The following is a 23,844-nucleotide window of genomic DNA, read 5'->3' as shown; positions in this document are numbered from 1 at the left end:
GGCGACAGCCTATGCGGTACACGAACGCCGGTCACCGGCCCACCGCATCCGCGCGGAAACCACCCCTCCGCTTCCGTCACCAGCCGTCACCCCACCGTGACGACCCGCCCCTGCCCGGGCGTGTCGCGCCGCCCCAGCTTCCGCACCGGCCACGGCATTTGGCACCCTGTGTCCTTCGAGGGGATGCCAGGGGAGGGGAAAACGATCATGAATACCTTGCGAACCGGAGGTACCGACGTGCGGGCCGGCGACCCCCGCATCGGCTGGAGCGGCACCGACGCACCCCCCGCCCCCACCCTGCGCCACCGCCGCGACGGCATCCTGCCCACCGTCGCCGCCGCCCTCTCCGTCCGCGGCGCCACCCTCACCGGCACCGCCGCCCGCGGCGACCAGCCCCCACCCCTGCACCCCCTCGTCCAGGACTTCCTCGACACCCTCACCAGCGCCCAACGCGACCGCTTCACCGGCCGCTGCGCCGAAACCATCCTCATCTCCCGGCACATCACCGCCGCCGACGCCACCCGCAGCAAACGCGCCGCCCGAAAACCCATGACCAACGGCGAAGCACGCAAAGCCCTCAAACACGCCAAACTCACCGCCCGCCGCATACGCGAGGACGGCGACCCCCTCCACGGCAGCTTCGCCACCCCCTGCCGCGCCTGCACCGCCCTCAGCGCCCACTTCGGCGTCCGCGTCGTCGACCCCACGGCAACCGACGGCTGACCACCACCGTCCACCCCAGTACGACACCGCCGGCACGACGAACGAAGGGCAGATGCACCCCGACAACGCCGCCACCCCCAAGCCCGCCGCCCGCCACGAGCACGGGGCCACCCCGGCCCGCTTCCCCGTACTCGTCGACGCCGCACTGCGCGCCGCCGGCTGGCAACCCGGACGCTGGGACATAAAGCAGGCCGAGATCTGGGCCGACGCCCTGCGCGAACACACCTCACCCGCCGGACACCGGCACACCGTCTTCCCCGCCGCCGTCGAGGCCTGGGCCGAATTCGGCGGCCTGACCATCACCCCCAGCGGACCCGGCCGCCAGATCGCCCCCGCCACCCTCCACCTCGACCCCCTGCACGGCCTCCACCACGCCCGCACCCTCGGCGACCTCGGCCGCGCCCTCGGCACCGAGATCTGCCCCCTCGGCGAAGAGACCGACACCGCCGCCGTCCTCGCCATCGACAGCGAAGGCCGCGTCTACACCCTCGACCACACCGGCGACTGGTACGCCGGCCCCGACATCGACCACGCCCTCGCCGCCCTCGTCACCGGCATCGAACCCGTACGCCTCACCGCCGGCTGACCCCCACCGACCCACCCCACACCGCCGGCCGACCCCCACCGCACAGCCCCTACGCCGCCGGAATCACCGCCGACACCCGAAAACCCCCCGCATCCGTCGGCCCCGACACAAACACACCACCCAGCGCCACGACCCGCTCCCGCATCCCCACCAAGCCGTTCCCGCCCGACGGCAACCCCGCCGACGCCGAACCCGGCTCCGGCGGCGGCTCGTTCTCCACCTGCATCGCGATCTCCGACACCCGGTGCGCCAACCGCACATGCGTCTTCGCACCCGCCGCATGCTTGTGGACGTTCGTCAACGCCTCCTGCACCACCCGGTACGCCGTCTGCTCCACCCGAGCCGCATACGACCGCACCTCCCCCTCCACCGCCAGATCCACGACCATCCCCGCCGCCGCCGACTGCCCGATCAGCTCAGCCAACTCCGACAGACACGGCCCGGGCCCGTCCTCCACCACCACCCAAGACGCCGCCGCAGCGGCCGCAGCCGCCTCCCGCACCGCCGCCAACGGCACCCCGGCAGCACGCCGGCCCACATCCTCACCCGCCCGCAGAACCCCGAGCATCTCCCGCAACTCGGTCAGCGCCTGCCGCCCCATGTCCCCCACCAGAGCGGCATTGCGCACCGCCTTCTCCGGATCCTTCCGGGCCACCGCCTGCAACGCCGCCGAATGCACCACCATCAGACTCACCCGATGCGCGACAACGTCATGCATCTCCCGCGCGATCCGCGTCCGCTCCTCGTTACGCGCCCACTCGGCCCGCTCCTCGGCCCGCTCCGCGAGCAACTGCAGCTCCCGCTCCAGCGAGTCCGCCCGCTCCCGCAGACTCTCCATCAACCGCCGCCGCGCCCCCACATACAGCCCCAGCAGCACCGGCGGAGCCGTCAGCCCGAGCGCCGTCGTCACCGCGGCGAACGGCACGAACCAGTCACCGAGCGTCAGGTTCCCGCTCGCCATGTCCTGCCGCACCCGCACGAACGTCACCACCGCCGTACCCACCAGCGACATGCCCGCCAACGCCCCGATGATCCGCCGCGGCAGCTCACACGACGCGAGGGTGTACAGACCGACGACGCTCAGCAAGAACCCCATCTGCGCGGGCGTGATCGCGATGGCGACCAGAACCACGGCGATCGGCCACTTCCGCCGCACCAACAGCACCGAACCGGCGAGCAGACCGAAGACGATCCCCACCGACACCGGAATCCCCGCGTCCCGGGCGAACCCGATACCCTCCGCGCCGCACTCCACCGCGGACAGCAGCGCGAGACTCCCGTCGAGCACCGCACTACGCCACCTCGCCCACCACCACGGGCCGGTCAGGCCCCTGGCGTGGTCTTCCCCCGTCGTGGTCATGCATCCAGCCTACGGGCCGCCGCCAGGGCTTTTCCGGCGACTTTCACCCACCTCCACACACCACACTCCGTAACCGGACGACCCCGATACCCCCAGGTATCCCTCGAACTGGTGAACCCTTCCCGTTCGACCCCGGAACCCACCATTCCGGCCAGACGGTATGCCTATGACACATTCATCGGGCAAATACGCCGACTTCGAGGCCCTGCGCGAGCAGGCGGTCGCCTTACGCCGGGCAGGGCTCAGCCGACGACAGATCCGCGACCGGCTACACGTCGACAACAACGACATCCTCAACCGACTCCTGGAAGGCGAGCCCCCTCCCAATTGGACGAAGCGCCCGAACGCGAAGGACGACCTCCGGGACAAGGCGCGCGAGCTACGACTCCAGGGCTGGACCTACGACCAGATCCAGGTCGAGCTGGGCTGCTCGAAGAGCTCGATCTCGCTGTGGGTGCGGGATCTGCCGAGGCCGGAGCGGCAGAAAAGGACCCGAGAGGAGGCCTCGGCGATCGCGAAGCGCGGCTGGGAGGCCAAGCTCCTGCTACGCGACGAGGAGCGCCAGCGCACCAAGCAACTGGCGATGACAGAAGTGGGACAGCTAACCGAGCGGGAGCTGTTCCTTATCGGCGTGGGGCTCTATTGGGCGGAGGGTGCCAAGAGCAAGCCCTACAGCCGACGAGAGCGCATCACCTTCGTGAACAGCGACCCGAACATGGTCACGGTCTTCCTGGTCTGGCTGAAGATGCTTCGCGTAGCCCCGGAGACTCTGAGGTTCGCCGTGCAGATCCACGAGACCGCAGACGTACCAGCCGCCGAGAAGTTCTGGGCAGATCACGTCGGCATCGAAAGGGCTGCACTCCTGAAGACGACGCTCAAGAAGCACAACCCGAGCACCAACCGGAAGAACACCAAGGAGAGCTACTACGGCTGCCTCCGTGTCGACGTGAGGGACGGAGCCGACCTGTACCGTCGCATCGAAGGCTGGTGGTACGGCATAGTAGGGGCTGCCACCGCACCCGATCTAGCAAATCGGACATAGCGGTAATCCCGGGTCGTCTAAGGGCAAGACGTCAGATTTTGGTTCTGATCATGGGGGTTCGAGTCCTCCCCCGGGAGCACATGCTCAGTTCGGGTCCTGACCGGTCACCGCACCGTCAGGGCCCGCTCTCATGTCCGCTGAACATCCCCCCGGTATCCTGCGGCTGTCATCCCACCCACCCTCAGCCGAAGGGCCACCCCCGTGAGCGCCATCCGCCCGGCCGCCGTCGTCGTTCTCGCAGCGGGTGAGGGCACCCGTATGAAGTCGGCCACACCGAAGGTCCTGCACGAGATCTGTGGCCGTTCCCTCGTCGGTCATGTGCTGGCCGCGGCCCGTGAGTTGGACCCGCGGCAGCTGGTCGTCGTCGTGGGCCACGCCCGGGAGCAGGTCGGCGCGCATCTCGCCGAGATCGACGCGGAGACCAGGACCGCCGTGCAGGCGGAGCAGAACGGGACCGGGCATGCCGTGCGGATGGGCCTGGAGGAGCTGGGCGGGGCCGTGGACGGGACCGTGGTGGTCGTGTGTGGGGACACCCCGTTGCTGACCGCGCAGACGCTGCGGCGGCTCGCCGGCACCCATCACTCCGACGGCAACGCCGTGACCGTGCTGACCGCCGAGGTGCCGGATGCGACCGGGTACGGCCGGATCGTGCGGGACGAGGCGTCGGGTGCGGTGACGGCCATCGTGGAGCACAAGGACGCCACGGATGCCCAGCGGGCTATCCGGGAGATCAACAGCGGGGTGTTCGCGTTCGACGGGCAGTTGCTGGCGGACGCGCTGAAGAAGGTGCGGACGGACAACAGCCAGGGCGAGGAGTACCTGACGGACGTGCTCGGGATCCTGCGGGCGGCCGGGCATCGGGTGGGGGCCTCGGTGGCCGCCGATCACCGGGAGATCGCCGGGATCAACAACCGGGTGCAGCTGGCCGAGGCGCGCCGGATTCTCAACGACCGGTTGCTGACCACCGCGATGCTGGACGGTGTCACGGTCGTCGATCCGGCGTCGACCTGGGTGGATGTGACGGTGACGTTCGGGCGGGATGCCGTGGTGCAGCCGAACACGCAGCTCACCGGGGCCACGCACATCGGTGAGGGTGCCGAGGTCGGGCCGAACAGCCGGTTGAAGGACACGCGGGTGGGTGCGGGGGCGCGGGTGGACAACACGGTGTCCGATTCCGCTCACATCGGTCCGGACGCGACCGTGGGGCCGTTTGCTTATCTGCGGCCGGGTACGCGTCTTGGGAGCAAGTCCAAGATCGGCACGTATGTGGAGACGAAGAACGCGGCGATCGGTGAGGGTACGAAGGTTCCGCATCTGTCGTATGTGGGTGACGCGACGATCGGTGATTTCACGAACATCGGTGCCGCGAGTGTGTTTGTGAACTACGACGGTGAGAACAAGCACCACACGACCGTCGGGTCGCATTGCAAGACGGGTTCGGACAACATGTTTGTGGCGCCTGTCACGGTCGGGGACGGTGCTTACACCGCCGCCGGGTCTGTGATCACGAAGGATGTGCCGCCCGGTTCGCTGGCCGTGGCCCGTGGCCAGCAGCGGAATATCGAGGGTTGGGTGGCTCGTAAGCGTCCGGGGAGTGCGGCCGCGCGGGCGGCCGAGGCGGCGTCCCGGAGGGGCGAGAGCGAGGAGTGACCGGAAACGGTTGCGTCGAACTCGGCGTACCGTGATAAGTGCACATCCGCACGTGTGCACCCCGCACCCTTACCAGCTGATACGGCCTCTCATGCCCAGCCGAGAGGTCGCCGAGCAGCCGGCTGGCTGAGACAACCTCTGAGGAGACTGTGCTGTGACCGGGATCAAGACGACCGGCGAGAAGAAGCTGATGTTCTTCTCCGGCCGCGCCCACCCCGAGCTTGCCGAGGAGGTCGCCCAGCAGCTGGGTGTCGGGGTCGTCCCGACGAAGGCCTTCGACTTCGCCAATGGCGAGATCTACGTCCGGTACCAGGAGTCGGCGCGTGGTGCGGACTGCTTTGTGATCCAGAGCCACACGGCTCCGATCAACCAGTGGATCATGGAGCAGTTGATCATGATCGACGCGTTGAAGCGTGCGTCTGCGCGCTCCATCACGGTGATTGTGCCGTTCTACGGTTACGCGCGGCAGGACAAGAAGCACCGGGGTCGTGAACCGATTTCGGCGCGTCTGATCGCGGATCTGATGAAGACGGCGGGTGCGGACCGCATTCTGACCGTCGATCTGCACACGGATCAGATCCAGGGCTTCTTCGACGGGCCGGTGGACCATCTGTTCGCGCTGCCGCTTCTCGCCGACTATGTGGGCGGGAAGGTGGACCGGGACAAGCTGACGGTGGTGTCGCCGGACGCGGGCCGGGTGCGGGTGGCGGATCGCTGGTGCGACCGTCTGGGTGCGCCGCTGGCGATCGTGCACAAGCGTCGTGACAAGGACGTGGCGAACCAGGTGACCGTGCACGAGGTCGTGGGTGAGGTCAAGGGCCGGGTGTGTGTGCTGGTCGATGACATGATCGACACGGGTGGCACGATCTGTGCGGCCGCGGACGCGCTGTTCGCGCACGGTGCGGAGGATGTCATCGTGACGGCGACGCACGGTGTGCTGTCGGGTCCGGCGGCGGACCGGTTGAAGAACTCGCGGGTGGGTGAGTTCGTGTTCACGAACACGCTGCCGACGCCGGCGGAGCTGGGCCGGGATCTGGACAAGATCACGGTGTTGTCGATCGCTCCGACGATCGCGAGTGCGGTGCGTGAGGTGTTCGAGGACGGTTCGGTGACGAGCCTCTTCGACGAGCAGTGAGGATTCCGCGGCCCCGCCGGGTGCGGTAGCTGAAGATCCTTTTGGGTACGGCCTTCCTGTCCGAGTAGACTGCTGCAGTTGCTCGGCGAGGGAGGCCGTACACATGTGTACGGCGGTCCGTTATCGACGCGCTCTTCGTAGCAGGCCGTTCGTGGCCGGGTGACCACGTCCGTTCTACTTTCTACGAGGAGTGATCATCATGTCCGAGGTGAAGCTCGCCGCCGAGACCCGTACCGAGTTCGGCAAGGGTGCCGCCCGTCGCATCCGCCGTGAGAGCAAGGTTCCGGTCGTTCTCTACGGTCACGGCACCGAGCCGGTGCACCTGACCCTGCCGGGTCACGAGCTGCAGCTGGCGCTGCGTACGCCGAACGTCCTGCTCTCCCTGGACATCGACGGCAAGACCAGCGAGCTGGCGATCCCGAAGGCCGTCCAGCGTGACGCGATCAAGGGCTTCCTGGAGCACGTCGACCTGCTGCTGGTCAAGCGCGGCGAGAAGGTCACGGTCGAGATTCCGGTGCACACCGAGGGCGAGCTGGCCCCGGGTGGCAACCTGCTGGAGCACGTGCTGTCCGCGCTGCCGGTCGAGGCCGAGGCCACGCACATCCCGCAGGCCGTCACGGTCTCCGTCGAGGGCCTGGAGGCCGGTGCCTCCGTCCTCGCCAAGGACATCACGCTGCCCTCCGGTGTGACCCTGGCCGTCGAGGAGGACGCGGTCGTGCTGCAGGTGCTGCAGGCGCAGGCCGAGGAGGCCGAGGGCGAGGCCGCCGAGGGCGAGGCGGCGGAGGCCTGATCCTCCCCGTCGTCATCGACTGTTCAGCCGCTGCTCCCCTCGCCGGGGGCGGCGGCTGGCGCGTATCAAGGAGACATGGACGTGACCACCCCCGTCAGCGGTGACCCCTGGCTGATCGTCGGGCTCGGCAATCCCGGGCCGGAGTACGCCATGAACCGGCACAACGTCGGTTTCATGGTGGCGGACCTGCTCGCGGAGCGGATCGGGGGGAAGTTCAAGCGGGCGGGCAAGGCGCAGGCGCAGGTGCTGGAGGGGCGGATCGGCCCGGTGGGTCCGGCGAACCGGCGGGTGATCCTGGCGAAGCCGATGTCGTACATGAATCTGTCCGGTGGTCCGGTGAACGCGCTGAAGGACTTCTACAAGGTGCCGGTGGCGAACATCGTGGCCGTGCATGACGAGCTGGACATCGACTACGGGGTGCTGCGGCTGAAGCGGGGCGGCGGTGACAACGGGCACAACGGTCTGAAGTCGATGACGAAGGCGATGGGTGCGGACTATCACCGGGTGCGGTTCGGGATCGGGCGGCCTCCGGGGCGGATGCAGGTCGCGGATTTCGTGCTGAAGGATTTCTCGTCGGCGGAGCGCAAGGAGCTGGACTACTTCGTGGACCGTGCGGCGGATGCGGTGGAGTGTCTGGTGATCGAGGGGCTGGAGCGGGCGCAGGGCGCGTACAACTCGTGACTTGTACGGTTTTGGTTCCCGGGTGAGTTGACGGTCATGGCGGTATGGCCAATGATCCCGGCCATGCCTGCCTCCGCCGCCGCCTCTGCTCGTCGCGCCTCCGTGACCGCTCTGCACTTCGGGCGGGTCGCGGCGATGGGCTCTCTCGCCGCGCTGATCCTGTTCGCGGGGGTGTGGGGTTCCTGGGGGACCGCGCAGCACGTGATGCTGGCGAAGGGGCGTGAGGCGGGCACGGTGCGGGTGACGCGGTGTGCCGGGGACACGTGTACGGGGCCGTTCACGCCGACGTCGGACGGGGCGCGGGCACGCGCGCGTGTGGAGCTGGCGCAGTCCGTGGCGGTGCGCAAGGGGCAGACGTACGACGTCGTGCTGAAGCCGGGTACGTCGGACGCGGTGCGTTCGGGGCCTGCGGGGATCCTGTACGCCTGGGTGCCGTTCGGGGGTGCGTTGTTGCTGGCCTCGGTGGTGGTGGCCGGCGGGATGCGGCTGACGCGGGTGGCGTGGGTGCTGGGGCTGTCCGGGGCGGGGCTGCTGACGGCGGCGTTCGTGGCCTTGCAGTAGCCGGAGCCTCGCCGGGGCCTGGGCCTTGCGGTTGCCTGGGCTTTGCGGTGGCCTGAGACGGAGGGTGCCCCCGGGGTCGTACGGCCTCGGGGGCACCGTCCGTCTCGGGGCCGGGTCAGCCGGTGTTGCGCAGGCCCGCTGCCACGCCGTTGACGGTGAGGAGCAGGGCGCGGGCGAGCAGCGGGTCGGGTTCGGTGGCTGTTGCCGCCGCGTCGCGCTGGCGCTTGAGGAGGGTGACCTGGAGGTAGGAGATGGGGTCCAGGTAGGCGTCGCGGATGGCGAAGGTCTGCTTCAGGTCGGGCTGGGCGTCCAGCAGTTCCTGTTCGCCGGTGATCCGCAGGACCTCGCGGACGGTCAGCTCGTGTTCGGCCTTGATGGTGTCGAAGACGTGCTTGAGCTCGTCGGGGACGAGGGTGTCGACGTAGTGCTGGGCGATGCGCAGGTCGGTCTTCGCGAGGGTCATCTCGACGTTGGAGATGAAGTTCTGGAAGAAGTGCCACTGGCCGTGCATCTCGTCGAGCACGGTATCGAGGCCCGCCTCGCGCAGGGCCTTGAGGCCGGAGCCGACGCCGAACCAGCCGGGGGCGATCTGCCGGGACTGGGTCCAGCCGAACACCCAGGGGATGGCGCGCAGGCCGTCGAGGCCGGCGCCGGAGTCGGGGCGCCGTGAGGGGCGCGAGCCGAGGTGCAGGTCGGCGAGCTGGTCGACGGGGGTGGAGGCGAAGAAGTACGCGGGCAGGTCGGGGTCCTCGACCAGCTTGCGGTAGGCGGCGTGGGCGGCGTCGGAGACGACGTCCATGGCGGCGTCCCAGCGGGCGAGGGCCTCGTCGGACTGGCGGGGCGCGGTGTGCAGGGCGGAGGCCTGCAGGGTGGCCGCGACGGTGAGTTCCAGGTTCTCCCGGGCCAGTGACGGGATGAGGTACTTGTCGGAGATGACCTCGCCCTGTTCGGTGACCTTGATCTCGCCCTCCAGGGTGCCCCAGGGCTGGGCGAGGATGGCGTCGTGGGAGGGGCCGCCGCCGCGGCCGACGGTGCCGCCGCGGCCGTGGAAGAGGCGCAGGCGGACGCCGTAGCGGTGGGCGACGTCGCGCAGCCGGCGCTGGGCGCGGTGGATCTCCCACTGGCTGGTGGTGATGCCGCCGAACTTGGAGGAGTCGGAGTAGCCGAGCATGACCTCCTGGACGTCGCCGCGCAGCGCGACCAGGCGCCGGTAGGACGGGTCGGAGAGCATGTCCTCCAGGATGGTGTCGGCGGCCTTGAGCTCGTCGGTGGTCTCCAGGAGGGGGACGATGCCGATCTTGGCCCAGCCGGCGTGCAGGTCGAGGAGGCCGGCCTCGCGGGCGAGGACGGCGGCGGCGAAGACGTCGTCGGCGCCCTGGCACATGGAGATGATGTAGGACTCGATGACTTCGGGGCCGAAGATTTCGAGGGCCTTCTTGACGGTCTCGAAGACGCCGAGGGTCTTGGCGCCGGCCGCGTCGACGGGGGCGGGGGTGGGGGCGAGCGGGCGGCGGGACCGCAGCTCCTTGGCGAGGAGCTTGGCGCGGTACTCGCGGGGCATGTCGGCGTAGCGCCAGGATTCCTCGCCGAGGCGGTCGAAGAGCTGGCCGAGGGCGTGGTGGTGGGCGTCGGCGTGTTCGCGGACGTCCATGGTGGCGAGCTGGAGGCCGAAGGCGGCCAGGGTGCGGATGGTGCGGCTCATGCGGCCGTCGGCGAAGAGGGCGCCGCGGTGTGCGCGCAGGGAGGTCTGGACGAGGCGCAGGTCGGCGAGGAGTTCGGCGGTGCCGAGGTAGTCGCGGCCGGCTTCGTGCGGGGTGCTCGTGGCGAGGCGCTGCTTGGTGTTGACCAGCTTCTGCCGGATGCAGGTGGCCTTGAGCCGGTAGGGCTCCTCGGCGTTGAGGCGCTTGTAGCGGGGGCTGATCTCGGGGAGCCGCTCCAGGTCGGTCTGGAGGGAGGTGAGGAGTTCCTCGGTGGCGCCGGTGTAGCGGATGGAGTTGGAGAGCAGACCGCGCAGTTCGTCGATCATCTCCAGGGCGTCGTTGATGCCGTGTTCGTGCTGGAGGATGAGGACGTCCCAGGTGACCTGGGGGGTGACGTTGGGGTTGCCGTCGCGGTCGCCGCCGATCCAGGTGCCGAAGCTCAGCGGGCGGGTGTCGTCGGGGAGCTTGACGCCGACCCGTTCCAGTTCGGCGGTGAGGTCTTCGAGGACGTCGCCGACGGCGTCGGCGTGCAGCTCGTCGAGGTAGTAGATGGCGTTGCGGGCCTCGTCGGCGGGCTCGGGGCGGACGACGCGCAGTTCGTCGGTCTGCCACACGAGGTCGATGTTCTCGGCGAGGCGGACGTCGTGGCGGCGGCGGTCGGAGTCGAGGACGGGCTGTTCCAGGAGCGCCGCGATGCGCCGGAGCTTGTTCAGGACGGAGCGGCGCGCGGCCTCGGTGGGGTGTGCCGTGAACACCGGGCGGACGTTGAGGTGCTGGACGGTCTGCCGCAGGTGCTCGGGGTCGGCGTCCTTGAGCCGGTCGGCGGTGCGGGCGATCAGGCCGCCCTCGGCGGCGCGCCGGGCGCGCAGCTCGCGGCCGCGGTGCACCTGTTCGGTGACGTTGGCGAGGTGGAAGTAGGTGGAGAAGGCGCGCACCAGCTTGGCCGCGGTCTCCAGCTCGGTACCGCGCAGCAGCTCGGCGGCGGCCTCGCCGTCCTCGCGGGTGAGGCGGCGGACCTTCTCGACCAGGTCGAGGAGCTCGGGTCCCTCCTGTCGTACGAGGGTCTCGCCCAGGAGATCACCCAGCCGGCGGATGTCGGCGCGCAGCTCGCTGCTGGTCGTGGTGGTCTGGTCGTCGGCACTGCTCACAGGTGCGGCTCCTTGCAGTGTGGAAGCTCGACTAGGAGGGAACCCGGCCGGCCGGCGGGCGGCGGGCGCCGCATACGGGCCGGAGCGTCCGGGAAGGAAACTTCAGCGGACCGCGCTGTCCGACCGAGACCAAGGATAGGTGGCCATGTGGACGCGCAGGGTCTGGGGCTCTTGCCGCCGCACGCCACGCTGCCATACTTACGTCGCCGTAGGTTACGGAACCGTAGGGAAGAGTACCGTCGAGTCCCGTTCGGTCCCTGCGGCCCGGTATCTGCCTCGACTCTCACCCTCGACCCTCGACCCCACAGGGGACGCGCATGACCTCCAGTTCCGATGTGATCGAAGAAGCCCCTGAGGCCAACGACACGCCCCACCCCTCCGCCACGCTGGGTGGCGAGCAGAAGCGTTCGATCGAGCAGATCACGCTGCTCCTGTTCATCACTGTGCCGTTCCTGGCTCTCGTGGCGGCCGTGCCGCTGGCCTGGGGCTGGGGGGTGAGCTGGCTCGATGTGGGCCTGCTGGTCTTCTTCTACTACCTGGGATGCCACGGCATCACGATCGGTTTCCACCGGTATTTCACCCATGGTTCGTTCAAGGCCAAGCGGCCCTTGAGGATCGCGCTGGCGGTCATGGGGTCGCTGGCGGTCGAGGGCCCGCTGGTGCGCTGGGTGGCCGATCACCGCAAGCACCACAAGTTCTCCGACGCGGAGGGCGACCCGCACTCTCCGTGGCGGTTCGGGGAGACGGTCCCGGCGCTGATGAAGGGCCTGTGGTGGGCTCATATCGGGTGGATGTTCGACGAGGAGCAGACCCCGCAGGACAGGTACGCGCCGGATCTGGTCAAGGATCCGGCGATCCGGGCGATCTCCCGGCAGTTCGTCTACTGGACGGCTCTCTCCCTCGCGTTGCCGCCGCTGGTCGGGGGTCTGGTGACGATGTCCTGGTGGGGCGCGGCCACCGCGTTCTTCTGGGGTTCACTCGTACGGGTGGCGCTGCTGCACCATGTGACGTGGTCGATCAACTCGATCTGTCACGCGGTGGGCAAGCGGCCGTTCAAGTCGCGGGACCGCTCGGGCAATGTGTGGTGGCTGGCGGTGCTGTCGTGCGGTGAGTCGTGGCACAACCTGCATCACGCCGACCCGACGTCGGCGCGGCACGGGGTGATGCGCGGCCAGCTCGACTCCTCGGCGCGCTTCATCCGGATCTTCGAGCTGTTCGGCTGGGCGTACGACGTGCGCTGGCCGTCACGCTCACGTATCGATTCGCGCCGTAACTCCGCAGATGACGGCTCCGGTCGCCGGAAGGTGGGCGCCGAGGCGGCATGATTGACGCCGTGGCGACCGACTCCAGCAGCATCTCCAGCAACGACAAACCGCGGCGGGCCCGCCGGACTCGTATGACCGGTGCCGAGCGCCGCCAGCAGCTGCTGGAGATCGGTCGCACCCTCTTCGCGGCGAAAGGTTTCGAGGGCACCTCGGTGGAGGAGATCGCGGCCAAGGCCGGGGTGTCCAAGCCGGTGGTGTACGAGCACTTCGGCGGCAAGGAGGGCTTGTACGCGGTGGTGGTCGACCGCGAGATGCGGCGGCTGCTGGACATGGTGACCGGCTCGCTGACCGCCGGCCACCCGCGTGAGCTGTGCGAACAGGCCGCCTTCGCGCTCCTCGACTACATCGAGGAGAACACGGACGGTTTCCGCATCCTGGTCCGCGACTCCCCCATCCCTCAGTCCACGGGCTCCTTCGCCTCGCTGATCTCGGACATCGCCACCCAGGTGGAGGACATCCTGGGCCGCGAGTTCAAGTCCCGTGGCTTCGACCCGAAGCTGGCGCCGCTGTACGCGCAGGCGCTGGTCGGCATGGTGGCGCTGACCGGGCAGTGGTGGCTGGATGTGCGCCGCCCGAAGAAGGCGGAGGTCGCGGCGCATCTGGTGAACCTGGCGTGGCACGGCCTGGACGGCCTGGAGCAGAAGCCGCGGCTGATAGGCCACCGCAAGGCGTGACCCGCTGACGGGTGCCGAAGGCCGCGTTCGTACGATCGGGCGGTGGCCAAGCAGCGTACGTCCCGTGCCCGGAAGAAGCGCACCGCCCGAGCCCGGCAGACGGGCATGTCTCCCGCCTCGCGGCACGCGTCTCACGACGAGCAGGAACGCGCCGCCTCCGCCGTGCGGAGCGCCGTCCCGATGGAGCGGAAGAAGAAGGTCGGGACCGTGCTGTGCGGTGTGCTCGCCGTCGGCCTGTTCGCGGTCACCGTGTATCTGGCCGGCTCGGCCGTCGGGCATCTGGGGCTGATCGGCCGCCAGCTGGGCCTGCGGATCAAAGACTGTGAGGTGACGTCCAGCAGCACCCCGCGCGGGGGCGGCCGGCCGGACGTCTCCTACGCCTGCTCCGGGGAGGTGGCCTCCGGCGGTACGCCGCGCCGGATCACCGCGTACGGCTTCACCTACTACCCCCTCACCCTCGATCCGGTGAAGGTGTCCCAGGAGCCCTGGGGGACATGGGTCCCGGTGGATCACGGGGCCTGGAACCAGGTGGGCCGCGCGGTGTCCCCGCTGGTCCCGCTCGGGTTCACGTATCTGTTCGCCAAGGGCACCCTGACCGGCTACCGCCGCTGGCGGGACTCCGGCCGGCTGCTGGCGGGGGCCTCGGCGTAGCCGCGCGGTTCAGCTCTCCTTCACGGCGACGGCGAACAGCCGCCGGAAGGACATGACCGTGCCGTACGGCGCGCTCGGGTAGGCCTCGCGCAGCAGGTCCCGGTACTCGGTGAGGAACGCGTCCCGGGCTTCGGGATCGTCGGCGAGCGCGGTCAGGGCGGGCCGCAGGCCGGTCCCCTTGACCCAGTCCAGGACCGGGTCCTCGCCCGGCAGGACATGGAGGTACGTCGTCTGCCACACATCGGTCGCGCAGCCGAGGCGGGCGAGGAGGTCCAGATAGGTGCCGGGGGTGTGGACGGAGTCGGTGCGGCGCAGGACGTCGGCGAGCCGGGACTTCCAGCGGGGCGTGGCGGCGAGTTCGCGCATCAGGGCGTGCAGCGGGGCGTCGATGTTGTCGGGCATCTGGAAGGCGAGGGTGCCGCCGGGTGCGAGGCCGGCGATCCAGTCGGCGAAGCGGTCGGTGTGGCCCGGCACCCACTGGAGGGTCGCGTTGGAGACGATCAGGTCGTACGGCTCCTTGGGCGTCCAGGTGCGGACGTCGGCGTGGGCGAAGTCCAGTCGGCCGCCGCCGGCCGTTGGGCCCTCGTGCCGGGTGTGGGCGGCATCGAGCATCTCGGGCGAGTTGTCGTAGCCGGTGACGTGGGCGGTGGGCCAGCGCCGGGTGAGCAGGGCGGTGACATTGCCCGGCCCGCAGCCGAGGTCGGCGATGCGGGGCGCCGGTGCGGGCGCGTCCGGGACGCGGGCGAGGAGGTCGGTGAAGGGGCGGGCCCGGTGGTCGGCGTGCCGCAGATACTGACCGGGGTCCCAGGTGGGGTTCGTCATGTCTCCACTCTCCCTGTATTTTTATCTCGACGTCAAGAGACTCGACTTCAAGAGACTTCATGTCGACACAACCACTACACTGATCTCCATGGAGGACGAGGTCGATCGGCTGGTCGCAGCGTGGCGCCGGGAACGTCCGGACCTCGACGTGGAGCCGCTGGAAGTGCTCAGCCGGGTGAGCCGACTGGCCCGGCATCTGGACCGTGCGCGCCGGCTCGCCTTCGCCGAGCATCAGCTGGAGCCATGGGAGTTCGATGTGCTCACCGCGCTCCGGCGCGCGGGCACGCCGTATCAGCTCTCCCCCGGCCAGCTGCTGACCCAGACCCTGGTCACGTCGGGCACGATGACCAACCGCATCGACCGCCTGGCCAAGAAGGGCCTGGTGGAGCGGCTGCCCGACCCGAGCGACCGGCGGGGGGTACTGGTCCGGCTCACCGACACCGGCCGGGACCGCGCGGACCAGGCGCTGGCGGGCCTGCTGGAACAGGAGCGGGCGATCCTCGCGGAGCTCTCCCGCACCCAGCGCGCCGAACTCGCGGGCCTGCTACGCCAGTTGACCGCCCCGTTCGACAACATCCCCGGTTAGCTCGGCCGGGCCGACCCCCGCGCGCCGGGCGAGCGCCACGGCGGCCAACGTCGAATGGACGCCGAGCTTGCCGAGGACGTTCTGCATATGGGTGCGCACGGTGTGCGGGGAGAGGAACAGCCGCTCGGCGACGGCCTTGCGGCCCAGACCCGCGACCATGCAGCGCAGCACCTCCCGCTCCCGGGGCGTGAGGGACTCCACCAGCCGCTCGCTCTCGGTGCGGTGCCGGCGCGCGGCCGTCAGCTCCCTGAGCACTCCGGTGAGCAGGGCGGGCGGCAGATGGGTCTCGTCGCGCAGCACGCCCCGGATCACCGTCAGCAGCCGGGACAGCGAGCAGTCCTTGGCGACCCATCCGCAGGCACCGGCCTGCAGCGCGAGCGCCGCCCGCCGGGGATCGTCCTTCTCGGCGAGGACGACGGTCCGCACGGCGGGCTGGGCGACGCGCACGCCCGCGACCAGCGAGATCCCGTCGACCAGGCCCTCCTCGTCGCCCTCCTGCACGGGCACGGCCGGGCGGGAGCCGGGCACATGACCGCCGAGGTCGGCATCGACGAGGAGGACGTCGAAGCGGCGGCCCTCACCGGCCGCCCGCTCCAGGCAGCGCAGCGCGGCCGGGCCGCTGCCGGCGGCGGAGACGTCGACGTCCGGCTCGGCGGCCAGGGCGGCGGCGAGCGACTCGGCGAAGATGCGGTGGTCGTCCACGACCAGGACTCGGATACGAACCACGAAACCCCCTTCCCCAGGCTCCGCACGGAGCAGGGGACAACCAAGGTCCGGAAGGGCCCGGCCGTCAGCCGGTCCGGAGAGACCGGATAGGTCCGGGGAACGACGACCGGCGCGGGTACGACACCTTCGGCCAAGGACGCGCGCCGCACGGCCGCCGCCGTCGCGGAAACTGCTACCCCCACCGCAGGCGCCGTACCCGCCTGTCTCGCCCCCTGATCAGCACCGGCCCCCACCGGTGCTGTTCCACAGAGTACGGATGTCAGCACGCAGCGGAAGCGGATTTACAGAACTGGCCGTCCAGCGCGTTTATCGTGTGCCGCATGTTTCGTATTGAGGCGGAAGTCGACAAAGGCCGACGTGATCTGCTCCGCTCACGGCTGCGGGACAGCGACACGGCGGCGTCCCCGGTGCTCGCGGCGCTGCGTGGCACACCCGGCGGGCGCGAAGTCCCCCTGCACGTCTGGGCACTGGACCGCGCCGGTGACCTGGCGGGCGGCCTGGTCGGCCACACCTGGGCGACCTGGCTGCACATCACCTGGCTGTGGGTCGACGCCGCCCACCGCGGCACCGGACTGGGCTCGGATCTGCTGGCGAAGGCGGAACACATCGCCGTGACCGACCGTGCCTGCGCCACCGCCCGCCTGGAGACCTGGGACTTCCAGGCCCCCCGCTTCTACGCGAAGCGGGGCTACGAGGTGGTGTGCGTGATCCCCGACTATCCGCCGGGGATCACGGAGTACACCCTGACGAAACGGCTGGGCTGACCCGGCCGGGGCGCCCCGCGAGCCTGTGGGGCGCGCGGGGCGCCCGGCATCCGGCCGGCCCGGCGGCGGGGGCGCCGGCGGATACGCCGGGCGCGGCGGGATCCGGGGGCCGGGCGGGCCCGTCGGCGCGGGTGGCGGCGGCTGGGGTTCCAGCGAGCGCCGGGGGCGGGGCTGCGGCGGCCGGGGTACGAGCGGCGGCGCGGGAGCGAGGGACGGCGGCGCGGGCGGGTCCGACGAGCCGTCCGGCAGCACCGGTCCGCCCGCCCGCAGCCGCTCGACGGTCAGCTCGGCCCGGCGGCGGGCCCGGGGGTCGTCGTCGCGCCGGAAGTGCAGGATGTAGCTCACGGCGGTGTGCTGGACGCCGCCGAAGGCCTGGAAGGACCTGCCTCCCTGGCGCTCGACGGAGACCAGTTCGTACCCGAGCGCGTGCGCGATCCACTCGGCCAGGGCTCGCCCCTCGATGCCGAGGCGGAGTTCGAGCCGCCCCCGGCCGTCGAAGCGGGACCGTATCGCGTCGGCGTCCATCCGCCCGAACCTCCCCCGGGACACCGTCGGCGAAAGACCGTCGGCCCCGCACCGTAGCGCGGGGCCGACGAGGCTGACTCAGACCAGCCGCCGTGCCCCCGCCGACGGCACCGCCTCGAAGACGCGCGGGGCCGTGAAGCCCGCTGCCGCGAAGGCCTCTTCGATCGCCTTGGTGTGCGTGTCGACGTCGGCGGCCTCGGTCAGGACGATCGCCGAGCCGCCGAAGCCGCCGCCGGTCATCCTGGCGCCCGGCGCCCCCGCCGCGAGCGCCGTGTCGACGACCAGGTCCAGCTCCGGGCAGGAGATGCGGAAGTCGTCGCGCAGGGAGGCGTGGCCCTCGGTGAGGACCGGGCCGATGGCGCGGGCGCGGCCGGCCGTGAGGAGGTCCACCACCTGCTCCACCCGGTGGTTCTCCGTCACGATGTGGCGGACCAGGCGGACGATCTCCTCCTCGTCGCCGAGCCGGGCCAGCGCCGCGTCCAGGCCGGCGTACGGGACGTCCCGCAGGGCGTCGACCCCGAGCAGCGCCGCGCCCTTCTCGCAGCCCGCCCGGCGCTTGCCGTACTCGCCGCCGCTGTGCGCGTGCTTGACCTGGGTGTCGACCACCAGCAGACGCAGCCCCTCGGCCGCGAGGTCGAAGGGGATCTGCCGCTGGGACAGGTCACGGGTGTCGAGGAAGAGCGCATGGCCCGCCTCGCAGCAGGCCGAGGCCGTCTGGTCCATGATCCCGGTCGGCGCGCCGACGTACACGTTCTCGGCGCGCTGGCACAGCCGGGCCAGCTTCCAGCGCTTGAGGCCGAGGTCGTAGAGGTCGTTCAGCGCCAGGGCGATGACCACCTCCAGGGCCGCCGAGGAGGACAGCCCGGCGCCGGTCGGCACCGTGGAGGACAGATGCACGTCCGCGCCGGTGATCTCGTGGCCCGCCTCGCGCAGGGCCCAGACCACGCCCGCCGGGTACGCCGTCCAGTGCGCGTCGCTCTGCGGCGCGAGGTCGTCCAGGCGCAGCTGCGCGACCCCGCCCTCGATGTCCGCCGAGTGCAGGCGCAGGACGCCGTCGGTGCGGCGGGAGACCGCCGCGATCGCCTGGTGCGGCAGCGCGAACGGCATCACGAAGCCGTCGTTGTAGTCGGTGTGCTCGCCGATCAGATTGACCCGGCCCGGCGCCGCCCACACCCCCTCCGGCTCGCTGCCGTACAGCTCGGCGAAGCGCTCCGCGACCTGCTCTGCCCCCACTACCGCTCCTTTGTGATGTGCTGCGCGAACTCCCAGGCGTCCGCGACGATGCCCGCGAGATCCGCGCGGGTCGGGTTCCAGCCCAGTTTCTCGCGCGCGGTGTCCGCCGAGGCGACCAGGACGGCGGGGTCGCCGCCCCGGCGCGGGGCCACGACCTCCGGGATCGGGTGGCCGGTGACCCGGCGGACCGTCTCGATGACCTCGCGCACGGAGAAGCCCTCGCCGTTGCCGAGGTTGCAGATCAGGTGCTCGCCCGGGCGCGCGGCCGTCACGGCCAGCAGATGGGCCTCGGCCAGGTCCGCGACGTGGATGTAGTCACGCACGCAGGTGCCGTCCGGGGTCGGGTAGTCGTCGCCGAAGACGGAGATCGCCTCGCGGCGGCCCTGGGCGACCTGGAGGACCAGCGGGACGAGGTGCGACTCGGGGTCGTGGCGCTCGCCGTAGGCGCCGTAGGCGCCGGCCACGTTGAAGTAGCGCAGCGACACCGCGGCCAGGCCGTGGGCGATCGCCTCGCTGGTGATCATGTGGTCGACGGCGAGCTTGGTGGAGCCGTAGGCGCTGGTCGGCCTCGTCGGGGCGGTCTCCGGGATCGGGACCTGCTCCGGCTCGCCGTAGGTGGCCGCCGTGGAGGAGAAGACCAGCGTGCGCACGCCCGCGTCGCGCATCGCGCCGAGCAGCGCCAGGGAGCCGGCGACGTTGTTGTCCCAGTACTTCTCCGGCTTCACCACGGACTCGCCGACCTGCGAGGACGCGGCGAAGTGGAGCACGCCGTCATAGGAGGGGTCGAGCCACTTGGCGGCGTCGCGGATGTCGCCCTCGATGAACGCGGCGCCGGCCGGAACGCCTTCGCGAAAGCCCGTGGAGAGGTTGTCGAGGACGGTGACCTCGTGGCCGGCCTCCAGCAGATGCTGGGCCACGACACTGCCGACGTAACCCGCGCCGCCCGTCACCAGGTACTTCATGAACTCGCTACCTCTCGCAGTCGCTCGGCCGCGTGTTCCGGCGGCACGTCGTTGATGAACACGTTCATGCCGGACTCGGAACCCGCGAGAAACTTCAGCTTGCCGGAAGTGCGGCGGATGGTGAAGAGCTCGAGGTGGAGCGCGAAATCGTCGCGCTCCACGCCCTCGAACTCGGCCAGCGCGCCGAACGGGGCCTGGTGCCAGGCCGCGATGTACGGCGTCGCAGGCTCACCGGTGCCGAAGATCCGGTCGAAGCGCCTCAAGAGTTCCAGATAGACCTGGGGGAATTCTGTGCGTGCCGCCTCGTCCAGTGCGAGCAGGTCGGGCACCCGGCGCCTCGGGTACAGGTGGACCTCGTACGGCCAGTGCGCCGCGTACGGCACGAACGCGACCCAGTGTTCACCCTCAAGGACGACCCGCCCGTCGGCCAGCTCGCGCCGCAGGACCGCGTCGAAGAGGTTCTCGCCGCCGGTGGCCCGCTTGTGCGCGGCGACCGAGCGGAGCATCAGCGCGGTGCGCGGGGTGGTGAAGGGGTAGGCGTAGATCTGCCCGTGCGGGTGCCCCAGGGTCACGCCGATCTCCGCACCCCGGTTCTCGAAGCAGAAGACCTGCTTCACGGCGGGCAGGTGCGACAGCTCGGAGGTCCGGTCCGTCCAGGCGTCGAGCACGAGGCCCGCCTGCTCGTCGCTCAGGTCCGCGAAGGAGGCGTCGTGGTCGGAGGTGAAGCAGACGACCTCGCACCGGCCGGAGTCGCCGGCCAGGGAGGGGAACCGGTTCTCGAAGACGACGACGTCGTACGACGAGTCCGGGATCTCGCTGAGCCGCTCGCCCCGCGTCGGGCACAGCGGGCACTCGTCGGCCGGCGGGTGGTACGTGCGGCCCTGCCGGTGGGAGGCGACCGCGACCGCGTCGCCGAGCAGCGCGTCCCGGCGGACCTCGGAGGTGGTGACCGTGCGGTCCAGGGGCCGGCGGTCGGCCGCGTCTCGCACGGTGTCGTCGCGCAGGTCGTAGTAGATCAGCTCACGACCGTCGGCCAGCCGTGTCGAGGTCTTTTTCAACGCCGGACTCCTCTATGTCCCGCACCCAATCACTCAACACAATCAAACATAACAGACCACAACTCGACAACACCGCGGATCATCACAATCAAACAAAGAACACCAACAGAAGTGTTCAATTACTGAACGCGGAGACGTAGGTTCCGCTCAGGATCAGTTCGCGCAACGAAGCGAGTTCTCATGCAAACCCCCACAGACACCCCGCTCCAACTGGCGGCGGAGCTACGGCTCCCCACCAACTGGCTGGACTACACGATCCTGGCGATCTACTTCGTCGTCGTCCTCGGTATCGGCTTCGCGGCCCGCCGCTCGGTGAAGACCAGCCTCGACTTCTTCCTCTCCGGACGCTCGCTGCCCGCCTGGATCACCGGCCTCGCCTTCATCTCGGCGAACCTGGCGGCCACCGAGATCCTGGGCATGGCCGCGAACAGCGCCCAGTACGGCGCCTACACCGTGCACTGGTACTGGATCGGCGCCATCCCGGCCATGGTCTTCCTGGGCCTGGTGATGATGCCCTTCTACTACGGCAGCAAGGTCCGCTCGGTCCCCGAGTTCCTGCTGCTGCGCTTCGACCGGGCCGCCCACCTGCTCAGTTCGATCCTCTTCGCGTTCGCCGCCATCCTGATCGCGGGCGTCAACCTCTACGCCCTCGCGATCGTCGTCGAGGCACTGCTGGGCTGGCCGCAGTGGGTGGCCATCGTGGTCGCCGGCGCCTTCGTCCTCGCGTACATCACCCTCGGCGGTCTCTCCTCGGCGATCTACAACGAGGTCCTCCAGTTCTTCGTGATCCTGGCCGCCCTCATCCCGATCACCATCCTCGGCCTGAAGAAGGTCGGCGGCTGGGGCGGACTGACCCACAAGCTCACCGCGACCCACGGCCACAACTTCACCACCGCCTGGGGCGGGACCGGCATCGGCAGCGTCAACCCGCTCGGCGCCAACTGGCTGACCATCGTCCTCGGCCTCGGCTTCGTGCTCTCCTTCGGCTACTGGACGACGAACTTCGCCGAGGTGCAGCGCGCCCTGTCCGCGAAGAACCTCTCCGCCGGGCAGCGCACCCCGCTGATCGCCGCCTACCCGAAGATCTTCATCGTCTTCCTGGTGATGATCCCGGGCCTGGTCGCCGCCGCGCTCGTGCCGAAGATCGGTACCACCGGCTCCGGTCTGCAGTACAACGACGCCATCCCGTACCTGATGCAGGAACTGCTGCCCAACGGCGTCCTCGGCATCGCGGTCACCGGTCTGCTGGCGGCCTTCATGGCGGGCATGGCGGCCAACGTGTCGTCCTTCAACACCGTGTTCACGAACGACATCTGGGCGAAGTACGTGGTGCGCGGCCGCGAGGACGCGTACTACGTCCGCTTCGGCCGTCTGATCACGGCGATCGGCGTGGCCGCCTCCGTCGGCACGGCGTTCCTGGCGTCCTCGTTCTCGAACATCATGAGCTACCTCCAGACGCTGTTCTCCTTCTTCAACGTGCCGATGTTCGTCGTGTTCATCGTCGGCATGTTCTGGAAGCGCGCCTCCGCGAAGTCCGGCTTCTGGGGCCTGCTCGCGGGCACCGTCACCGCGATGGTGAACTACTTCGTGCTCTACAAGAAGGGCATCATCTCCATCCCCTCCGACCAGGGCGCCAACTTCGTCTCCGCGATCGCGGGCTTCGTCGCGGGCGCGGTCGTGATGGTCGCGGTGTCCTTCTTCACGAAGCCGAAGCCGGCGGAGGACCTCCAGGGGCTCGTCTACGGCACCCGCTCCCCCGGCATGTCCGAGGCGCCCGCCGCCGGCGACGACGCCTGGTACCGCAAGCCCGCCCTGCTGGGCTGGGGCGCGGTCGTGCTGGCCGCCGCCTGCTACATCCCGTTCTCGTTCTGACGCGGAAGGACCGAGGAACCATGAGCGAACACCCCGACCACGCAGAGCACTCCGACCGCCCGCACGAGGGCTTCCACTACAGCGAGCAGGACGTCCAGCGGGAAGTCACCGAGTTGGAGAGCAAGTCCGCGACGGCGGCCCGCATCTTCGACCTGCGCCGCATCATCGGCGGCCTGTTCGTGCTGTACGGCGTCATCGTCACGATCACCGGCATCACCGACTCCCGGTCCGCGATCGACAAGGCCCAGGGCGTCAACATCAACCTCTGGACCGGGATCGGCATGCTCCTGCTGGGCATCTTCTTCCTGGCCTGGCTGAAACTCAGGCCGACGCCTCCGGCGGTTTCACCGGAGGAGACGCACGGGGGGTAAAGCGCCGTTCCCGTCTGCGGGTGCGTGGGGGCTGCTCGCGCAGTTCCCCGCGCCCCTGGGGAGTTGCAGCTCCTCGCCGTAGCTGCGCCCCACGTGACCAGCCGCAGCGCCGCTGCCTAATCCTGGCCGGGGGTCAGTGGGCCCGCCCGGTCCAGCAAACCCGTTCGCGCGGCCAGTGCCGCCGCTTCCAGGCGGGACCCCACGCCCAGTTTCATCAGCACGCGCTGTACATGCGTCCGCGCCGTACTCGGCGCGATCCCCATCCCCGCCGCGATCAACCGTGTGTCCTCCCCGTCGGCCACCCGCACCAGCACCTCCACCTCCCTGGGCGTCAGCATCACCAGCAGCCGCTGAGCCTCGTCGTCCGGCTGTGCGGAGGGATGGAGCAGCTCCCCGAACGCCCCCTGCAGCAACTGCGGTGCCACCGCGGCCTCCCCGGCCCGCGCCTTCATGATGGCCCGCTCGACGCCCTCTATCCGCTCGTCGTGCCGCACATACCCCGAGGCCCCCGCGGCGAACGCCGCAGCGATACCGCGCGGCGAGGGCACCGGGCCGAGCACCACCATCGCCACCTGCGGCCGCTCCCGCTTGATCTTCACCACCGGTTCGAACACACCCGGTTCGGCCGGCGCCGCCGTACCCAGCAGGCACACCTCCGGCGCCCGTGCGATCACCAGGTCCGCCGCGCCCGCGGCCGGCGCCGCCGCGGCGAGCACCCGGTGCCCGCGCAGCTTGAGCGCCGATGCCAACGCCTCCGCGAGCAGGCGATGGTCGTCGACGACCATGAGCCGTACTCCCATAGAGCAACCCCCCAGTCCCCCCCATGGATGCCCCACTATGGACGTCCAGCGGTCCGCAAGGACAGAGGGCCCCCCGGCGCCTCGCCCTTCATGCCCCCG

24 protein-coding genes and 1 tRNA gene are annotated in these 23,844 nt (G+C 70.2%); 17 read left to right on the top strand and 8 right to left on the bottom strand.

From position 1 onward, the window contains the following. The first annotated feature begins 207 nt into the window (after positions 1-207). Complete coding sequence (locus IE277_RS08400) at positions 208-723, top strand: YwqJ-related putative deaminase (protein ID WP_189950029.1); 516 nt, start codon at positions 208-210, stop codon at positions 721-723. Positions 724-775: 52 nt separating this feature from the next. Beyond that, the gene (locus tag IE277_RS08395; RefSeq protein WP_189950027.1) at positions 776-1,309 is read left to right on the top strand and encodes an SUKH-3 domain-containing protein; all 534 of its coding nucleotides are present in this window, start codon (positions 776-778) and stop codon (positions 1,307-1,309) included. 49 nt (positions 1,310-1,358) lie between these two features. Here IE277_RS08395 and IE277_RS08390 read toward each other — a convergent pair whose 3' ends face one another. Further along, positions 1,359-2,669 (bottom strand): sensor histidine kinase, encoded by a 1,311-nt coding sequence (locus IE277_RS08390; RefSeq protein WP_189950025.1) that lies wholly within the window; start codon positions 2,667-2,669, stop codon positions 1,359-1,361. 166 nt (positions 2,670-2,835) lie between these two features. Here IE277_RS08390 and IE277_RS08385 point away from each other — a divergent pair, with 166 nt between their 5' ends. The 7 genes from IE277_RS08385 to IE277_RS08355 all read left to right on the top strand — a co-directional run bounded on the left by IE277_RS08385 (position 2,836) and on the right by IE277_RS08355 (position 8,528). Further along, on the top strand, positions 2,836-3,711 hold the full coding sequence (locus IE277_RS08385; RefSeq protein ID WP_189950023.1) for a hypothetical protein: 876 nt from the start codon (positions 2,836-2,838) through the stop codon (positions 3,709-3,711). 6 nt (positions 3,712-3,717) lie between these two features. Continuing rightward, a tRNA-Gln gene (locus IE277_RS08380) sits at positions 3,718-3,788 on the top strand. A 124-nt stretch (positions 3,789-3,912) separates the two neighbouring features. Further along, positions 3,913-5,361 (top strand): bifunctional UDP-N-acetylglucosamine diphosphorylase/glucosamine-1-phosphate N-acetyltransferase GlmU, encoded by a 1,449-nt coding sequence (gene glmU, locus IE277_RS08375; protein ID WP_189950021.1) that lies wholly within the window; start codon positions 3,913-3,915, stop codon positions 5,359-5,361. Positions 5,362-5,515: 154 nt separating this feature from the next. Next, complete coding sequence (locus IE277_RS08370) at positions 5,516-6,496, top strand: ribose-phosphate diphosphokinase (protein WP_189950019.1); 981 nt, start codon at positions 5,516-5,518, stop codon at positions 6,494-6,496. 199 nt (positions 6,497-6,695) lie between these two features. Further along, positions 6,696-7,286 carry a 50S ribosomal protein L25/general stress protein Ctc gene (locus IE277_RS08365; protein WP_189950017.1) on the top strand — a complete coding sequence of 197 codons (591 nt, stop codon included), beginning with the start codon at positions 6,696-6,698 and terminating at the stop codon, positions 7,284-7,286. Between the two features lie 75 nt (positions 7,287-7,361). Continuing rightward, entirely contained in the window at positions 7,362-7,967 is a 606-nt protein-coding gene (gene pth, locus IE277_RS08360) for an aminoacyl-tRNA hydrolase (protein WP_189950015.1), read from the top strand. A gap of 51 nt (positions 7,968-8,018) precedes the next feature. Continuing rightward, the gene (locus tag IE277_RS08355; RefSeq protein WP_189950176.1) at positions 8,019-8,528 is read left to right on the top strand and encodes a hypothetical protein; all 510 of its coding nucleotides are present in this window, start codon (positions 8,019-8,021) and stop codon (positions 8,526-8,528) included. Positions 8,529-8,643: 115 nt separating this feature from the next. Here IE277_RS08355 and ppc read toward each other — a convergent pair whose 3' ends face one another. Further along, positions 8,644-11,376, bottom strand: coding sequence for a phosphoenolpyruvate carboxylase (ppc, locus tag IE277_RS08350; protein ID WP_189950013.1), 2,733 nt, complete (start codon positions 11,374-11,376; stop codon positions 8,644-8,646). A gap of 317 nt (positions 11,377-11,693) precedes the next feature. Between ppc and IE277_RS08345 the strand changes: the two genes are divergently transcribed. Genes IE277_RS08345 through IE277_RS08335 form a run of 3 tightly spaced genes read left to right on the top strand, consistent with a single transcriptional unit; the run spans position 11,694 to position 14,026 of the window. After that, on the top strand, positions 11,694-12,701 hold the full coding sequence (locus tag IE277_RS08345) for an acyl-CoA desaturase (RefSeq protein WP_189950011.1): 1,008 nt from the start codon (positions 11,694-11,696) through the stop codon (positions 12,699-12,701). After that, the gene (locus IE277_RS08340; protein ID WP_189950009.1) at positions 12,698-13,375 is read left to right on the top strand and encodes a TetR/AcrR family transcriptional regulator; all 678 of its coding nucleotides are present in this window, start codon (positions 12,698-12,700) and stop codon (positions 13,373-13,375) included. The genes IE277_RS08345 and IE277_RS08340 overlap by 4 nt, the downstream gene beginning before the upstream one ends. 42 nt (positions 13,376-13,417) lie before the next feature. Beyond that, the gene (locus IE277_RS08335) at positions 13,418-14,026 is read left to right on the top strand and encodes a hypothetical protein (protein ID WP_189950007.1); all 609 of its coding nucleotides are present in this window, start codon (positions 13,418-13,420) and stop codon (positions 14,024-14,026) included. 9 nt (positions 14,027-14,035) lie between these two features. Here the strand turns inward: IE277_RS08335 and IE277_RS08330 are convergent, their stop codons facing one another. Next, entirely contained in the window at positions 14,036-14,848 is an 813-nt protein-coding gene (locus IE277_RS08330; RefSeq protein ID WP_189950005.1) for a trans-aconitate 2-methyltransferase, read from the bottom strand. An 88-nt stretch (positions 14,849-14,936) separates the two neighbouring features. Here IE277_RS08330 and tamR point away from each other — a divergent pair, with 88 nt between their 5' ends. Further along, positions 14,937-15,434, top strand: coding sequence for a MarR family transcriptional regulator TamR (gene tamR, locus IE277_RS08325; RefSeq protein ID WP_189950174.1), 498 nt, complete (start codon positions 14,937-14,939; stop codon positions 15,432-15,434). Here the strand turns inward: tamR and IE277_RS08320 are convergent. Next, on the bottom strand, positions 15,393-16,160 hold the full coding sequence (locus IE277_RS08320; protein ID WP_189950003.1) for a LuxR C-terminal-related transcriptional regulator: 768 nt from the start codon (positions 16,158-16,160) through the stop codon (positions 15,393-15,395). The genes tamR and IE277_RS08320 overlap by 42 nt on opposite strands. Positions 16,161-16,480: 320 nt before the next feature. Between IE277_RS08320 and IE277_RS08315 the strand changes: the two genes are divergently transcribed. Together IE277_RS08315 and IE277_RS08310 are read left to right on the top strand one after the other, a co-directional pair. Further along, a complete protein-coding gene (locus tag IE277_RS08315) occupies positions 16,481-16,924 on the top strand; it encodes a GNAT family N-acetyltransferase (protein WP_189950001.1) in 444 nt (147 codons plus the stop codon). 327 nt (positions 16,925-17,251) lie between these two features. Next, the gene (locus IE277_RS08310) at positions 17,252-17,506 is read left to right on the top strand and encodes a hypothetical protein (RefSeq protein ID WP_189950000.1); all 255 of its coding nucleotides are present in this window, start codon (positions 17,252-17,254) and stop codon (positions 17,504-17,506) included. A 21-nt stretch (positions 17,507-17,527) separates the two neighbouring features. On the opposite strand, the gene galK is transcribed toward IE277_RS08310, so the two are convergent. Genes galK through galT form a run of 3 tightly spaced genes read right to left on the bottom strand, consistent with a single transcriptional unit; the run spans position 17,528 to position 20,702 of the window. Further along, positions 17,528-18,682, bottom strand: coding sequence for a galactokinase (galK, locus tag IE277_RS08305; RefSeq protein ID WP_189949997.1), 1,155 nt, complete (start codon positions 18,680-18,682; stop codon positions 17,528-17,530). Next, a complete protein-coding gene (galE, locus tag IE277_RS08300; protein ID WP_189949996.1) occupies positions 18,682-19,644 on the bottom strand; it encodes a UDP-glucose 4-epimerase GalE in 963 nt (320 codons plus the stop codon). The genes galK and galE overlap by 1 nt, the downstream gene beginning before the upstream one ends. Continuing rightward, the gene (galT, locus tag IE277_RS08295) at positions 19,641-20,702 is read right to left on the bottom strand and encodes a galactose-1-phosphate uridylyltransferase (protein ID WP_189949994.1); all 1,062 of its coding nucleotides are present in this window, start codon (positions 20,700-20,702) and stop codon (positions 19,641-19,643) included. Before galT ends, galE begins: the two co-directional genes overlap by 4 nt. A 180-nt stretch (positions 20,703-20,882) precedes the next feature. Here galT and IE277_RS08290 point away from each other — a divergent pair, with 180 nt between their 5' ends. Next, positions 20,883-22,574, top strand: a complete 1,692-nt coding sequence (locus IE277_RS08290) for a sodium:solute symporter family protein (protein WP_189949992.1) — start codon at positions 20,883-20,885, stop codon at positions 22,572-22,574. Positions 22,575-22,594: 20 nt separating this feature from the next. Beyond that, positions 22,595-22,945 carry a hypothetical protein gene (locus IE277_RS08285; protein WP_189949990.1) on the top strand — a complete coding sequence of 117 codons (351 nt, stop codon included), beginning with the start codon at positions 22,595-22,597 and terminating at the stop codon, positions 22,943-22,945. Between the two features lie 116 nt (positions 22,946-23,061). On the opposite strand, the gene IE277_RS08280 is transcribed toward IE277_RS08285, so the two are convergent. Continuing rightward, positions 23,062-23,745 (bottom strand): helix-turn-helix transcriptional regulator, encoded by a 684-nt coding sequence (locus IE277_RS08280; protein ID WP_189949988.1) that lies wholly within the window; start codon positions 23,743-23,745, stop codon positions 23,062-23,064. Positions 23,746-23,844: the final 99 nt, after the last annotated feature.

This window comes from Streptomyces alanosinicus, from assembly GCF_014650595.1.
Lineage (GTDB): Bacteria > Actinomycetota > Actinomycetes > Streptomycetales > Streptomycetaceae > Streptomyces > Streptomyces alanosinicus.
This window is presented reverse-complemented; position numbering and strand designations above follow the sequence as displayed.

Coding starts and splice junctions, on each gene's coding strand:
- IE277_RS08400 (WP_189950029.1), top strand. CDS start 208: ATGAATACCTTGCGAACCGGAGGTACCGACGTGCGGGCCGGCGACCCC.
- IE277_RS08395 (WP_189950027.1), top strand. CDS start 776: ATGCACCCCGACAACGCCGCCACCCCCAAGCCCGCCGCCCGCCACGAG.
- IE277_RS08390 (WP_189950025.1), bottom strand. CDS start 2,669: ATGACCACGACGGGGGAAGACCACGCCAGGGGCCTGACCGGCCCGTGG.
- IE277_RS08385 (WP_189950023.1), top strand. CDS start 2,836: ATGACACATTCATCGGGCAAATACGCCGACTTCGAGGCCCTGCGCGAG.
- IE277_RS08365 (WP_189950017.1), top strand. CDS start 6,696: ATGTCCGAGGTGAAGCTCGCCGCCGAGACCCGTACCGAGTTCGGCAAG.
- pth (WP_189950015.1), top strand. CDS start 7,362: ATGGACGTGACCACCCCCGTCAGCGGTGACCCCTGGCTGATCGTCGGG.
- IE277_RS08355 (WP_189950176.1), top strand. CDS start 8,019: ATGATCCCGGCCATGCCTGCCTCCGCCGCCGCCTCTGCTCGTCGCGCC.
- IE277_RS08345 (WP_189950011.1), top strand. CDS start 11,694: ATGACCTCCAGTTCCGATGTGATCGAAGAAGCCCCTGAGGCCAACGAC.
- IE277_RS08340 (WP_189950009.1), top strand. CDS start 12,698: ATGATTGACGCCGTGGCGACCGACTCCAGCAGCATCTCCAGCAACGAC.
- IE277_RS08330 (WP_189950005.1), bottom strand. CDS start 14,848: ATGACGAACCCCACCTGGGACCCCGGTCAGTATCTGCGGCACGCCGAC.
- tamR (WP_189950174.1), top strand. CDS start 14,937: ATGGAGGACGAGGTCGATCGGCTGGTCGCAGCGTGGCGCCGGGAACGT.
- IE277_RS08315 (WP_189950001.1), top strand. CDS start 16,481: ATGTTTCGTATTGAGGCGGAAGTCGACAAAGGCCGACGTGATCTGCTC.
- galE (WP_189949996.1), bottom strand. CDS start 19,644: ATGAAGTACCTGGTGACGGGCGGCGCGGGTTACGTCGGCAGTGTCGTG.
- IE277_RS08290 (WP_189949992.1), top strand. CDS start 20,883: ATGCAAACCCCCACAGACACCCCGCTCCAACTGGCGGCGGAGCTACGG.
- IE277_RS08285 (WP_189949990.1), top strand. CDS start 22,595: ATGAGCGAACACCCCGACCACGCAGAGCACTCCGACCGCCCGCACGAG.
- IE277_RS08280 (WP_189949988.1), bottom strand. CDS start 23,745: ATGGGAGTACGGCTCATGGTCGTCGACGACCATCGCCTGCTCGCGGAG.